We start from the raw sequence: 15187 nt of genomic DNA on the forward strand, positions 1-15187 counted from the left end.
TAAAGCAGGCGAGTAATTATGATGAAGCAATGGATTTTAAAGGTGATAGCGCTATGCCTTTTAGTGGGAATAAGTAGTACTGCGTTTGCAGCAAAAGAGCAAACCGTGGTGCTGGTATCAATTGATGGCTTGCGCTGGGATTACATTGAAAAGCATGGCGCAGAAAACTTAAAAGCGATGGCAGAGCGCGGTGTGCGTGGGCAAAAATTGATTCCAGTTTATCCAACTAAAACATTTCCTAATCATATTTCTATTATTACGGGTTTATTGCCGGTAAATCATGGCATTGTTGATAATAGTTTTTGCGATAAAGCGCGTAAAAATGAATGCTACAGCATGGGTAAAGCGCTGGGCGACAGTACATGGGTAAAGGGGATTCCGCTTTGGAATTTGGCAAAAATGCAGGGGCTTAAATCTGCAACTTACTTTTGGCCTGAGTCGGATGCGTTATTTAACGGTATGACCCCTGATTACTATTACCACTACTCAAAATACAGTGACTATCAAAGACGTGTTGATCAAATTATTCAGTGGTTAAGTTTACCAAAGGCACAACGTCCGCGTTTTGTAGCAAGTTATTTTTCATTGGTTGATAGTATGGGCCACGAATTTGGCCCCGATGCGCCACAAACTCGTGATGCCGTTAAGCAGCTAGATGAATTAATGGAGCAGTTGCAAACGCGTTTAAGTAAGCTAGAGCAAGATGTAAATTTAGTTATTGTTTCTGATCATGGGATGACAAGTATCGACCCCGAAAAAAGCATTGATACAACGACCCTTCCTCAAGATAAAAACTTTTTAGTTAAAAACACCGGACCACGTTTGCTTATTTACACGCAACCCGATGCTAAAAATGCCGATATTAAAGGCTATAAGGCACGTTTACAAAAAGCAGCAAACGGGCGTTATACTGTATTAACTGACGCGCAATTAGCTGCATATCATTATAATAAAGGTACTCGCGTAGGTGATATTGTGGTGCAAACGACCGCGCCAGCGGTATTTACTAATGGTAAAAAGCCAATGTACTTAGGCACTCATGGTTATGCATATACAGAGGATATGGCGGCATCGCTTATTGCTGTTGGCCCTGCCTTCAAGCAAGGTGTAAGCCTCGAAAAAGTAAATAACCTTGATATCTATCCGGTGCTTGCAAAAGTAATGGGGCTTAAATTGTTAAACAAAGTGGATGGCGATGGCAAAACGTTAATGCCAGCAATTAAACAAAAAATGATTGTGCATTAGTAAGGCAAAAAAAGAGCGCCGAAGCACTCTCAAGGGAAGAATATATTATACCCATTCGTATAAATTGTTGAACAATCAAAGGGAATACTTAAACAAATGGGCATATTAATACCAATTTTATTAAAAACATGATCATTGTAGCGCATTAAATAACTCACTAACGACGTTAAAAATTATTTATATAGAACAACTATGTATCATAATTTTAGCCTTGTTATTGAGCTATTTTCTTATCGCTATAATAATGACTAATTTAATGCAATTGGTATAAAGTGTAAAAGTGGGTAATTAGCCCACTTTTACAATCAGCTTTTTACTTAAAATTAGCGATGCTTGTTTTAGTCGCTTTTATAGTACGAATAGCATATGACTCGTTGGTTACGCCAAATGGTACGCCGCCAACAGCCCAGTTTGGATTTGAAAAGTAGTCGTATTGTGTTGCGCTACCAAATACATGTGGGTAAGCCATAATACTTGCAAAGTTGTTTTGTACACCATGACCCATACCGTCTGTATATACACCACCAGAAGTATCGCCTTGTCTACGAGAGTGCGCTAAACCTTGGTTGTGGCCTAGCTCATGTAGGAAAGTTGTTGCGCCACAGTCAATCGCACTGATTGAGTACATGTTATTACTCATTGAGTTATATAAGTTACCATTTGTACCTTGACCAACCCACGCTAAACCACATGAAATAAGTCCATTACCAGCACTTTGGCCAGTACCTAGTACTGCAACCATATCCGCTTTCCAATCAGAACGAAGGCCGTCTACGTAGCTGCTGTTAGTGATTGAATTTAACCATTGCTCTGATGGTGTTACTGCGTAGTCACCTAGGTTTTTCTTACCTACTAAACGTAGAGTAATGTCTACACCGTTTTGGCTATATACCTGATTACTAAAAGCAATTAGTTGATTTATTTTTGTATCAATATTGCTTGTTGCCGCTGCTGATTGATCAGTATATAAAATACCAATATCGATAGTTTCTGCTTGTACAATACTTGTCATGCATAATGCTGCAGCAACAGCGGTTGTGGTGATTAATTTTTTCATTGTTGTATTACCTTACTCTTGTTGTGGTTTAACTTTTTAGCTTACGGTTTGTCATCTGCTTTTGGTGCAAATATGTCTACGGTTTTATCTGTTTTTTGCTCTGGCGTACTCACATCGTGTTCTATGTGACTTTTATATAAATCACGCTTAGCCGCTATCCAGCCATACTGGCCTTTGCTTTCAAATACATAGTTACCGCTTGGTGCCGTAAATTGGCCGTAAACGGCGTCTTTTCCTACGGTTAGGACCGTATTGTGCATTTGCCCGTCGACTCCGGTTACTGTGCCAAATATGCTTTTATCGCCATTTTCGACACTTACTACATTCGTTACTTCGGCGGTGTACGTTTCGGTTGTTTGAGGAATGGCTAAATCAAAATTTTCGCCCGTTTTTAAGGCGCGTAATGAACTTAAATCAAACTCTACATATGCTTCATTGTGCAAATCAGTAGGCAGTACCTTTGCGTTTATAAGTACTTGCTTGGCTTTATCTGAAAGGCGATTCACTGCGTCAAACTCGTTAAATGGCACATTTTGAAGTGTTGGCGCGCTTGCTTTCGAAATTATCGGATCGTTACTCATATCAATAGGTAGAGGCGCATGTGTATTTTGAGCCGACAAACTACTCACCGGGACTATATCAATAGCAATTGGAGCACTACGCTCTGTAACATTGTCGTTGTTAACAAATAGTTGATAAATAGCAAAGGCTGATAACGAAATTGCTATGGTTAAGGCAATAGACCTCTTCATTTGTTTCTCTTTTCGCGCTTTAAGTTAATTTGATGTTACGTTTTATAGTATAAGTTAGATTAGATCAAGAAAATAAATGTAATCAAAAAGTGGTAACGGTTAATTTTTCAATCCCTTATTTAATATGAGGTTATTTTGTTTTTATCCTTTTTTTATTTTTTAGTATTGGTTTTTTCCTGTATTTACACGGAGTTGGAGTTTTTATGGGAACTTCATTGTTTAGTTAAATACAATACTAAAAAGCCTAATTTACTGAATAATTAAATTTAAAAATAAAGTTGATTTTTTGTCTTTAATATCGAGAACTTATGGCTATGAATAATATGTGTGCAGATAATGAGTGGCTGTTTTCAGTGAATATAAGATTGGTTTATGCCAAAACAGAGATGCTTAATATTTTAAACACTGCGTTTTTATACGCAAGCAAGCTTTGCGTCTACAGATAAACTATAAGCAGGGGTTGTAGGAGTAGAGTTTGCTCACGCGAAAAGCGGTAGCTTCTTATTGTTAAGATATTTTAAACACTGCGTTTACACGCAAGCAAGCTTTGCGTCTACAGGTAAATTATAAGCAGGGGTTGTTGGGTCGGGCTTGCTTACGCGAGAAGTGCAGCTTCTAATTATTGAGGTGTTTTTAAACACTGCGTTTTACACGCCAGCAAGCTTTGCGTCTACAGGTAAATTATTAGCGGAGAGTTGTAGGGGTGGGCTTGCTCACGCGAAAAGCGATAGCTTCTTATTGTTAAGATATTTTAAACACTGCGTTTTACACGCCAGCAAGCTGCGCGTTTACAGGTAAATTATAAGCAGAGGTTGTATGGTCGGGCTTGCTCACGCGAGAATAAGGGGGACATAAAGGATTGTGCATTTAGCGGGTACAATTGACTCGCTAAATGCTTTTTATTTATAAACGCTTATAACATCGGTTTTAACACATCAAAAATTGCATTGATGTGGTCGTCTCTGTCGTTAAGGGCTGCTATATAACGGTATTTTTCGCCACCTGCTTCTTCAAAAATTTCGCGGTTTTCGCCTTCCAGCTCTTCTAAAGTTTCTAAGCAGTCTGCGCTAAAAGCAGGGCTGATTATGGCTATGTCTTTTATTCCTTCGTTTGGAAGGCTTTCAAGGGTTGCATCTGTGTATGGTTTTAACCATTCGGCCTTACCAAATCGACTTTGGAACGTACTAATTACGTTGTCTTTATCAAGGCCTAACTTTTCTACGACTAAACGCGTGGTTTGTAGGCACAAACAATGGTAAGGATCGCCTCGCTCTAAAAACAACTGAGGCATACCGTGATATGAAAAAACCAGCTTTTGTGGCATTCCATTGGCTTCTAAATCTTCGCTAATACTATTGGCCAAGGACTCAATATAACGAGTATTTTTATGATACCCATTTATAAAATGTAGTTCAGGCACCCAGCGCCATTTACGTAATACACTTGATACAGCATCAAACGTCGAGCCTGTTGTTGGGCTAGAATACTGAGGGTACATTGGCAATATAATGATACGGGTTAAGCCTTTGTTTCTAAGCTCTTCAAGACCAGCTTCGATTGACGGATTGCCATAGCGCATTGCCATAACAACTTCTGTATTGGTGTACCCTTGCTCTTTTAATAATGCATTTAATTTAACGCTTTGTTGGCGAGTAATATGAGTAAGAGGTGAGCCATTTTCGGTCCATATGCTTTTATATAATTTTGCTGAACGCTTAGGGCGCACACGCAAAATAATGCCATGTAATATGATCATCCACACTAAACGAGGAATTTCTACTATGCGAGGATCAGATAAAAACTCACGTAGATAAATTCGTAAAGCAGCAGCGGTGGGGGCGTCGGGGCTTCCTAAGTTGGTAAGTAATATTCCCGTTTTTTGATTAAAACGCCCGTCGTGGGGATTATCGGTTACGGCAGAAAATCGCGACACGTTGTGCTCCTTCAAGCTAGGTTAATTTTGTAATGAGTGTTTTAAGCCTGAGGCAAACTTCTTTAATGGATATCAGACTATTTAAGCCCATTGTAACGAATAAAAGCCTAATTTAGATCAATCATTTAGCAGTTTTAACCATTATTCTAAAGGGCGTTGGTTTTTTTGCTTCAAGCTGCTGAAGCTTTTCTATTGATTTACGAACAAACACATGACCTTTAGGTAGCAGCATTATACCGGCGTGGCTGTGTAAAGCATGGCCAAGTACCATATTTTCCTTAAGTTCGGATGCTGTGCAAATAAGTACTGAACCAGCCGTACTTTTTTGCTCGCTCATTTTAGCTTGGCTGGCTTCTAAGGCGCGTACAATTTTAGGATGATAAAATGTACCACTGTAAAGTTTTACATTTTCTAATGCGTTTGTGTGGCGATCTTTTTCATCTACTGCATTACTGAGTTCAAATGCATCCCAGTAGTCGCGTGCTAAACCAAGTACCATAGCACCAATAGGGATATCATTTCCAGCAAGTCCTTTTGGCATACCATTACCGTTGTAGCGTTCAAACTGATAATAAATGGCATCCGATAAGTCGTGCAAATGTGTGGCGGGCATTAGCATTAATTGTGCGGTACTTGGATGCGTATAAAATGTTTTACGTTGTAATTCGTTTAGTTTACTAACCGGCTTTTTATAAAGTTCAGGATCCATTGCAAGTAGCCCTATTTGGGCTAAGTAACCAGCCATAGGGGCAAGATCTATACTTGCTTGTGATAGGTTTAAATATAACGCTATTTGTGTACATGTATTTGCAATATTTTGTGCTTTGTTCCCATCAAGGTATGGATTAGCGTTAATAAAATTATAAAGTAGCTCAACGGTTGCTTTGTGTTCGTGTTTTTCTCGCTCGTTAGCTGCTTCGAGCTTTTTTAGCACTTGTTTAATTTGTTGAGTACGCTTTTCTACGCGTTGCTCTAATGAGTTATTTAATTCGAGGAGTTCTTGGTTTTGTGTTTTAACTTGTTCTTCTAATAGTTTATTTTGATTTTTTAATGCAAATTTTTCGAGGCTGTTATTAATACTGCGCAGCAGTAAGTCGTTTTGCCAAGGTTTTTGAATATAACCGTTGATTTGACCTTGGTTAACAGCCGCTAAGGTTGTTTCTATGTCGGCATAACCGGTCAATAAAATACGTTGTGTGTTTGGTGCTAAAGCACGGGCTTTTTCTAAAAATTGTGCGCCATTCATTTGTGGCATGCGCATGTCGCTAATGATTAAACCAAATTCATGGTTTTCAAAAAGTTTTAATGCCTTTTCAGGGTTATCAGAAATAATAACAGTTAGCTCATTTGTTTTGAGTAAACGCATTAAGGAACGCAATACAATTTCGTCATCATCGACGCACAGAACATCTACATATTTAGCTGGTGTGTGTGTTGTTGAGTTTGTCATTGCTTTACCCCGTTACGTAACCCTAGTTTGAACACATTTAATCCTAAAACTGATATAACATATTTACTAAGCGTAGCTTAAAAAAAAATTGAGTTGCGTTATTAAACTTAGGCAACTACATCTTACTTATTAACAAGTATAAGGGTGCGAGCTATGAATGGATCAGGTAGCGGTTTTGAGCAGGCTTTTTTGAATGAACAAAAAAAACGTTTAGCGGCAGAGTCGCTACTAAAAGATAAAAGCCGCGTTTTAGTCGCTATTAATAATGAATTACAAAAAAAGATAGCAGATCTAGAGTATCAACAAAAGATGTTTATTCAAACTGAAAAAATGGCAACGCTAGGGACCCTTTGTGCTGGAGTCGCGCACGAAATAAATAATCCGCTAGCCTATGCTATGAGCAACATTGAAGGTTTACAGCAGGTAGCCCCCAACATATTTGCGCTGCTAGAACTTAATGATCAATATTTAAAAGGAGATATTGCTAGTCGTGATTATAAAATTGAACTGGCCCTTTTAAATGAGCGGCAACGCTTTTCATGGATCGGTTGCGATTTGTTAGAACAAATAGACGATAGTGTAGAGGGCCTTAGTCGTATTAAGCACATAGTGCATAATTTATTAAACTTTGCTCACCCGTCAATAAGCCAAGATAAACAGCAAGCGAATGTAATCGAGGCTGCAAATAACGCATTAAAATTGCTTAGCAGCCAGCTTAAATTATGCAAAATTAAAACTCACTTCGATTCGGTGCCCAGCATTACTTGTAATTTATCGTCAATTAATCAAATTTTTGTAAATTTATTAATGAATGCAAGCCAAGCATACGAGTTTAAAAATGCTAAAAACTGTGTAATTGAAGTGAATGTTTTTGAAGTTTCTGGACACATTTGCATCGAAGTGAAAGATAATGGCTGTGGTATGAGTGAATATACCCAAGCACATATGTTTGACCCCTTTTATACAACAAAAGATATAGGACAAGGTACTGGGATGGGGATGACACTGGTGTACGCTATGGTACGTGATCATCATGGAACAATAGAAGTTAACAGTGTATTAGATGAAGGTACAAGCATTCGGTGCTTGTTACCAATAAAAACAGAGGCTAGTTAAAAAAAACACAATGTAAATATAAGGTTAATTAATCCAGCCCTGCAATTTAATGCTTTAGTTGTGGTTATTTTAGTCTGTTTGAGGTGGTTTTTTCCTGTATTTGAACTTGTTTGCATACTTAGACCAATTATTTAATTTTTTCATTTCTTTTTGGTTGTATATGTTGCTAGGATGTTTGCAACAGGTTGTGACTATTACAACCTCACACATATTATAAAAACAGAAAAACAGGGTCACCATTATGCCAACATATCGTTTAAATACACTCGCTGTAGCCATTGCTTTTGCCTTTAGCGCACCAAGTATTGTTAATGCACAAGAAGCACCGGTACAAGCCAAAAAAAATATCGAACAAATTTCTGTGCTCGGCTCGCGGGTATCTAATCGAACTTCAACAGAGTCTTCGTCTCCTATCGATTTAATTGACGCTGATGATTTAAATAAAGGCGGGTTTACAGAGCTTGGTCAAAGCCTACAAGCAACAGCACCCTCTTTTAACTTTTCGCGTACGCAGGTGTCAGATGGCTCTGATTTATTTAGACCCGCTACGCTTCGTGGCTTACAGCCTGATCAAACACTTGTTCTTGTAAATGGTAAACGTCGTCATAATCAATCTATTTTTGGCCTTAATGGTACTGTAGGCGCAGGCGCTGCAGGCACCGATATGAATGCAATTCCACTTACTGCTTTAAAAGGTGTTGAAGTACTGCGCGACGGCGCTGCTGCACAATATGGCTCTGATGCGATTGCGGGTGTAATTAACCTATCACTTAATAATTCAACAGGCATTACTACAGGGTTTGTACAATACGGAAGCACCAGTGAAGGCGATGGCGATACTATTTCAGCCGGTATTAACCGTGGTTTTGATTTAGGAAACGAAGGCGGATTTATTAATTTATCGCTTGAGTATCGTGATGCAGATGGCACTAACCGTGCCGAGCGCGATACAGGTGGTTCGTTAAATGTTGCGCCAGGGACGCTTTCAAAAGACGTGCGCTGGGGGCAAGGTAACTCTGAAAGCGAGTTTACTTCATTATTTTATAACATGGCACTGCCATTTGGTGATGCAGAGCTTTATTCGTTTGGTGGTTACTCTGAGCGCACTGCGTTAGGTAACGGTTTTTACCGTAACTTTAACGAAGCATCAAAAAATGTAACACAAGTATACAGCGATGGTTTTTTACCGCGTATATACAACGAGGCCCAAGACATTTCAGTTGCTGTTGGCTTTAAAGGTGAGATAAATGCCGATTGGTTTTACGATGTATCTGCTGTATATGGTGAAAATCAATATGACTTTACATCGCGTAACACACTAAACGCTTCCTACGCGGCAGAGTACTTAGTGAATAATCCAGGTGCAACAGATGCCGATATAGCAGCAAATTCAGGCCCTACAGGTGGCTACTCTGGTGGCTTTAGGTTTGATCAAACAACGTTAAATATGGATATAAGCGGTATTATTGATACAGGTAATGAACCATTATATGTTTCATTTGGCGCTGAATACCGTAAAGAAAATTATGAAATTGTACCTGGCAGCGAAGCATCGTATGCATGTGGTTTAGCCAATATGGATACGTCTTATCCATCGGTTAACGATCCTAGTCAATTTGCACAATGTGGTTTTCAAGCTTATAACGGACTTCGTCCTGAGGCCTCTAATGAGGCCGACCGCTATAGCTATGCAGTTTACGTAGATTTAGAAACGATGATAACCGATGAATGGAATGTGAGTGGTGCTTTACGTTACGAAGATTTTTCTAACGCGGGTGACGACATCATTGGTAAATTAGCAACACGTTACGAAGTTAACGACGATTTTGCTGTGCGTGGTGCTGTATCGACCGGTTTTAGAGCGCCATCACTACAACAAAGTGGTTACACTGCTTTTACGACTAATTTAGGCTCTGACGGTACGCTGACTCAGTCGTTTACGGCCACAACGGGCTCGGCTTTTCCAAGTGCTTTAGGTGTTGATAGCTTAGAGCTAGAAACATCGACTAACTTAAGCGCTGGTTTTGTTTATGACATCAGCAGTGAGCTTTCACTGACGGTTGATTTTTATCGTGTAGAAATAAAAGACCGTATTAACTTAGGTAGCTTACTTTCGGCAGATGACGTTGCTTTTAGTGCTCAAGCTGTGGCGGCTTTGCAAGCAACGGGTGCTGTGCAAGCTAACTATTTTTCGAACTCTGTTGATTCGACTACGCAAGGCGTCGATATTATTGCCTCGTACCGTACAGAGCTTGAAGGTGGTAACTTAGGCGTTACTTTTGCGGGTAACTTAAACGATACTAAAATAGATGGTGTAAATGCCTCTGAAGGTATTCCACAAAATGTAGCGCTTGATGACTTACAGCGTAGCTTTTTGACCGATGGGCAGCCAGGTGAGCGTGCAACGCTGACGTTTGACTATGAGCGTGATGCGTATACTTCAACAGTGCGTTTTAATTACTTTGGTGAAACAGACGTAAAATACTTTGGTAACGATCATATAGAGCTTGCAACAGATGGTTCGTTTAAAGCAACCAGTACGGTTGAATCTGCGGTATTAGTTGATTTAAATGTGAGCTACCAAATCAATGATATATTTGCGCTTTCGGTAGGTGCAGATAATGTGTTTGACGAAACGCCAGATGAGTTAGGGGATGATGAGGTGCTTAATGCTATTACTAATGGTGCATTTAAATACCCTGTACGTGCATTACCTTACGGCTTTGACGGCAGAACGTATTATGCAAAAATAAGCTTTGAGTTTTAATTAGTTAAAGCATAACTTAACACTTAAAAAGTTAACAACGAGCGCAGTTATTTACTGCGCTTTTTTTATTCTAATAAAACAGTAAACTGACGCTAAAAATTGCTTGCGCGGTTGAAAATTACGTCTACAATCGCCATCTCAGTAGTACCAATATTATTAAACGTAGGAAAAAATATGGCTAAAAAATCTAAAATGAAAACACCAAGCAACAGTGCAGTCGAGACTGGCCGAGGTGTAATAAATCACAATGCACTAGCAGCATTAGTAACCTCTAAATTATTCAAACCACAAGTGGTTAAAGCTAAAAAAGGCAAAGGTTCATTTAAACGTGGTAGTAAACATTCAGGACAAGAGTCCTATTTAATCGCGGCTTAAATAGCAACGATCAAATAGGATTTTTAACTGAAAACCGTGCATGTTAACGGCTTTTCGGGTCTAGTTTATTTGTGTAGTGGAATCACGCACGATAAGCTCTGGGATATATTTTTTGACTATGTCGCGATCATCCCCGTTGCGTATTTGTGCAATTAATAAATTGGCAGCATCTTCGGCTATTTTATCGTTTGGTTGGTTTGCCGTTGTTAATTTAGGCCAGGTTTGACGTGAGAATGGGCTATTTTCAAACCCCGTTATTGATAACTGCTCTGGTATATCAATATTTAATAGTCTTGCAGCAAAAAGTGCGCCGGCTGCAATTTCATCATTACATGACACAATAGCAGTGGGTTTATCTGTCAGGGCTATTAATGTTTTAGCGCCTTCTACTCCTGATTCGAATGAATATTCACCCGCAACAATAAGGCGTTTATCTATATTGATGTTGTGTTGTTGTAGTGCGTCTTTATAGCCTTCAAGCCGCTCTTTTGTTGAATTATGCTCTGCGCCACCGGCTAAAAAACCGATACGTTTATGGCCATTTGTAATTAGGTGTTCTGTAATTGTTTTAGAGGCAAGTTTGTCGTCTATCATAATGCAGGGGGTAAGATTGTCTGGTGCGGTATTGCCAGACAAAACACGCACTATTTTTACATCAAGCTGTGCGAGCTTTTCTACAAATAGAGGCATTTCAGAAAAAGGCGGCGTTAACATCACGCCTGCAATCCGCGTATGTTTAACCATACTCGTGATCTCGTCAATAATTCGTTCTTCTTTTGCGTTACATGGATGGATCAGTAATTCGAATCCGTGCTTTTTACACGCGTTTAATATCCCATTTTGCATATCGATTATGTAATAAGCATTTGGATTATCATATATATAGGCAATGCTGTAAGACTTTGTACCCGCTAAGCTTCTGGCTGCTAAGTTAGGATGATAGTTTAACTCATTAACAGAGACCATTACTTTTTCTCGGGTGTGATCGCGAACTGACGTTTCGTTATTAATTACACGCGAGACGGTTTTTATTGATACGCCGGCATGTTTTGCTACGTCATTAATAGTGGTTTTCATAAAGTTAAGTTACCTGTTCAAACTAGGTTTGTAGAGTATTGATTTTATTTCGTTTCATCAATACTTTATTGAAGGTAAATAGCCAGTGTCCGTTTTTTATACCAATTGCATTAAATTAGTGATCTATTATAGCGATAAGAAAATAGCGCAATAACAAGGCTAAAATTATGATACATAGTTGTTCTATGTAAATAATTTTTAACGTCGTTAGTGAGTTCTTTAATACGCTACAATGATCATGTTTTTAATAAAATTGGTATTAATTAGGGGTCAGCAATAAATGTCAACAACAACGAATTGACCTCATTAGGTTATGCATTTCGCGTTGAGAATAAATTGCTCGTGGTCTGAGTAAGTATCAATTTCAATCTCTACACTCGTTTATTTCTGAAATATACATAAACTTAAAAAAGTATAAAAGTTATTCTAATACAGAGGATTAGCTTTTCCATTTTGTTTTTTATGTAAACGAGTTGTGTTTTTTTTGTTCGTTGGTGTAGCAAAAAAAATAAAAAGGGGGTAAAGTTCTACCACCCATGACAGCGTTGTCACCTAAAAGACAGCGTTGTCATTAACAAATTAACCAGCCACACACTGGTTAATTAGCTTTATAACTATTTTAATAATTACGGTAAAGGGAAAAGCAATGTCAAAATCAATCTTTAAAAAGGGGATGCTAGCAAGCTCGATAGCCTTAATCCTCACAAGTGGCACTTCAGCAATGGCAGCAGAGCAAGTTTCTTCGGTAGCTGAAAGTGATATAGAGGTTATTGAGGTTAAAGGGATCCGCAGTTCCCTTAAAGAGAACATTAATGCTAAGCGTTTTTCGTCTAATGTTTCTGACGTCATCACTTCTGAAGATATTGGCAAGTTTCCTGATAAAAATGTAGCTGAAACGCTTTCACGTATTACAGGCGTTGCCGTAAGCCGTGAGTTTGGTGAAGGCGAAAAAGTAAGTATTCGTGGCGCTGGACCTAAATACAACCGTACTTTATTAAATGGACAAACGGTAGGCACCGCAGATTGGTTTATTCTCGATGAAGCCAACCGCAGCTTTAACTACACCATGTTGCCTTCGGTTATTGTTAAAAGCTTAGAGGTGAATAAATCACCGGTGGCAAGTATTGATGAAGGCTCAATTGGTGGAACGATCGTACTGCGAACGCGTCGCCCATTGGAAATGGATGCTAATTCTGTAAGTTTATCGCTTGAAGGGCAATACTCAGAAACCTCTGAAGAAACAGACCCTCAACTGGCGGGTATGTACTCATGGAAAAATGAGGATGAGAGTTTTGGTGTTATGGTCTCGGCGGTAAAACAAGAACGTAATTTAGAGCGTCAAGGTTTTGAAGTTCTGGGTTGGGTTGAAAGTGCCGATGATAAGTACAGCGTCCCTCGCAACATTGGTGCACCTAAATTTGTACAAAGCCGCGAGCGTGAAACTATTTTTGCGACGTTGCAATATGCACCTACCGATAGCTTGTTAATGACACTTAACTACCTTGATTCAAAAATGGATGTTGATAATCAAAATTCAAATTTAATTAACTTCGCTTTTGGTGACCGTGCAGAGATTATTGCTAACGCAACAAAAATTGAAAACGGGGCTATTTTAGCATCAAGTGCAGGTGGTAATTATGCCTATAACTTTATTAACCGTGTTTCAAGTACGCAAACAGATCAGCTGCATTTAGACGTAGATTATCAAGGTGATGGGTACAGCCTAAATGTTGAATTAGGTAGAACAGAAGCTAAGGGCGGCACGTATCGAGAAACGTCATGGGAATATGTCGCTGTAGGCGCAGGCTATGAATATGACTTAACGGGTACACCGAATGTTAATGTGGGCGTTAATCCAGCTGATGGAAATAACTTTGCGGCGGGTTGGATTTGGGGTGGTGCTAAACCGACGACGGATGAAGAAACATTTGCACAAGCCGATTTAACATTTGATGTTGAGTTTGGCCCATTCACAGCAATTAAAACAGGCGTAAAATATCGCCAAGCAGAGCGTACTCAAGGTCGTCATGCTTATAGCTGGCATGCTCCTTTTGCGGACGGTGGCCCTGATTCAGATCATTATTTAGATCATATTTTTGATAGCTGTCCAACACTTGCTGCGTGTGGTTTAGACGCTAACGGTGCAATTTCAATCGATGCGGGTGTAACGGGTAATATTACTCAACAGGTTTCACATAATCGCGGATTAATGGAAGATATTGCTTTTAATGGCTTAAATGGTGTGTCAGCTGCGTATGCAATTCATGATAATTTAGCCGAAATTTGGGAAGTAAAAGAAGATATTTTAGCGCTGTATGTGCAAGGTGATTTTTCGGGTGACGGTTACAGAGGTAATGTGGGTTTGCGCCATGTGAGCACAGATCAAACATCGTATGGGTACGAGTTCTCAGGTGATTCATGGGGTTTAAATACAATTAATGGTGATTGGTTAACACCTAAAGTATTAAACTGGGTGAGCCAAGATAACGATTATTCAGAGTTTTTACCTAGCTTTAATATCGCCTTTGATTTAACGGATGAGCAAGTGTTTCGTGTCGGCGCTGCGCGCGTAATGGCTCGTCAAAATTGGGCCGATATTTCATCTTCAGAAACATTTGGATCGTTAACGGGCGGCCGAGGAACGGGGAGCAGAGGTAATCCAAATCTTGCTCCAACGATTGCAAACCAATTCGATCTTTCGTGGGAATGGTACTACGACGATGCTTCAATGTTGTCAGTGGCTTATTTTGCTAAAGATTTAAGCTCTTTGCGTTCAACGGTAACCGTGACTGAAGACCGCTACGATCAAGAAAACGATGTATTTGTTCCTGTTGATTTTGCTCAGCCTGGTAATGGTCTCGGTGGTTCAATCCAAGGTATTGAACTTGGCTTACAACATGACTTTGGTGGTTTTGGGGTTTCGGCAAACTATACCTACACAGATGCGAGTGCGGATGAAGAACGCGATATTAGCAAAGCAGGCACTGGTTTAGTTGAAGGCACCTCAAAAAACATGCTTAACCTTATGGCGTTTTATGAAAACGACGATTATCAAGCACGTATTATGTATAACTTCCGCAGTGATTGGTATAAAGGTCTGCACTTTAATGGTGATGAGCTATTTAATGACAGTTTTGGTCAGTGGGACGCTAGCGCATCTTATAACGTCAACCAGTACGTTACTTTAACCTTAGAAGCGGTTAATTTAACTGACGAAGAGATTGTTGAATACAATACTAACGAAGAGCGAATTATGTCGATTTATTCAAATGGACGTCGATATGTTGCGGGTATAAGAGTTAATTTTTAAGTTAGTAAAGTAGTGTAACTAAAAGCCGAGTTTAACTCGGCTTTTATACCAAACTGCATAAATCTTTGATCAATTTAACGAATTAAATTACACTATAACGTCGTT

Annotated in this window: 10 protein-coding genes; 5 read left to right on the top strand and 5 right to left on the bottom strand. The window is 39.3% G+C overall.

Features of this window, described 5'->3' with window-relative positions; genetic code table 11:
• Positions 1-21 precede the first annotated feature (21 nt).
• Complete coding sequence (locus PALI_RS17110; protein WP_193157036.1) at positions 22-1245, top strand: alkaline phosphatase family protein; 1224 nt, start codon at positions 22-24, stop codon at positions 1243-1245.
• A 313-nt stretch (positions 1246-1558) separates the two neighbouring features.
• Here the strand turns inward: PALI_RS17110 and PALI_RS17115 are convergent, their stop codons facing one another.
• The 4 genes from PALI_RS17115 to PALI_RS17130 form a co-directional block, all read right to left on the bottom strand.
• Positions 1559-2302, bottom strand: coding sequence for a M12 family metallo-peptidase (locus PALI_RS17115; RefSeq protein WP_138586559.1), 744 nt, complete (start codon positions 2300-2302; stop codon positions 1559-1561).
• Between the two features lie 41 nt (positions 2303-2343).
• Complete coding sequence (locus PALI_RS17120) at positions 2344-3054, bottom strand: hypothetical protein (RefSeq protein ID WP_193156828.1); 711 nt, start codon at positions 3052-3054, stop codon at positions 2344-2346.
• Between the two features lie 913 nt (positions 3055-3967).
• Positions 3968-4987, bottom strand: a complete 1020-nt coding sequence (gene hemH, locus PALI_RS17125) for a ferrochelatase (RefSeq protein ID WP_193156829.1) — start codon at positions 4985-4987, stop codon at positions 3968-3970.
• Positions 4988-5108: 121 nt separating this feature from the next.
• Entirely contained in the window at positions 5109-6437 is a 1329-nt protein-coding gene (locus tag PALI_RS17130) for an HD domain-containing phosphohydrolase (protein WP_138586556.1), read from the bottom strand.
• A 153-nt stretch (positions 6438-6590) separates the two neighbouring features.
• Here PALI_RS17130 and PALI_RS17135 point away from each other — a divergent pair, with 153 nt between their 5' ends.
• The 3 genes from PALI_RS17135 (at position 6591) to arfA (ending at position 10695) form a co-directional block, all read left to right on the top strand.
• A complete protein-coding gene (locus PALI_RS17135) occupies positions 6591-7553 on the top strand; it encodes a sensor histidine kinase (protein WP_193156830.1) in 963 nt (320 codons plus the stop codon).
• Positions 7554-7794: 241 nt separating this feature from the next.
• Positions 7795-10320, top strand: coding sequence for a TonB-dependent receptor plug domain-containing protein (locus PALI_RS17140; protein ID WP_077535461.1), 2526 nt, complete (start codon positions 7795-7797; stop codon positions 10318-10320).
• Between the two features lie 174 nt (positions 10321-10494).
• On the top strand, positions 10495-10695 hold the full coding sequence (gene arfA / locus PALI_RS17145) for a ribosome alternative rescue factor ArfA (RefSeq protein WP_193156831.1): 201 nt from the start codon (positions 10495-10497) through the stop codon (positions 10693-10695).
• A gap of 60 nt (positions 10696-10755) precedes the next feature.
• Here the strand turns inward: arfA and PALI_RS17150 are convergent, their stop codons facing one another.
• A complete protein-coding gene (locus PALI_RS17150; protein WP_138586552.1) occupies positions 10756-11772 on the bottom strand; it encodes a LacI family DNA-binding transcriptional regulator in 1017 nt (338 codons plus the stop codon).
• Between the two features lie 646 nt (positions 11773-12418).
• Here PALI_RS17150 and PALI_RS17155 point away from each other — a divergent pair.
• The gene (locus tag PALI_RS17155; protein ID WP_138586508.1) at positions 12419-15082 is read left to right on the top strand and encodes a TonB-dependent receptor; all 2664 of its coding nucleotides are present in this window, start codon (positions 12419-12421) and stop codon (positions 15080-15082) included.
• Positions 15083-15187 lie beyond the last annotated feature (105 nt).

This window comes from Pseudoalteromonas aliena SW19, from assembly GCF_014905615.1.
GTDB classification, from domain to species: domain Bacteria; phylum Pseudomonadota; class Gammaproteobacteria; order Enterobacterales; family Alteromonadaceae; genus Pseudoalteromonas; species Pseudoalteromonas aliena.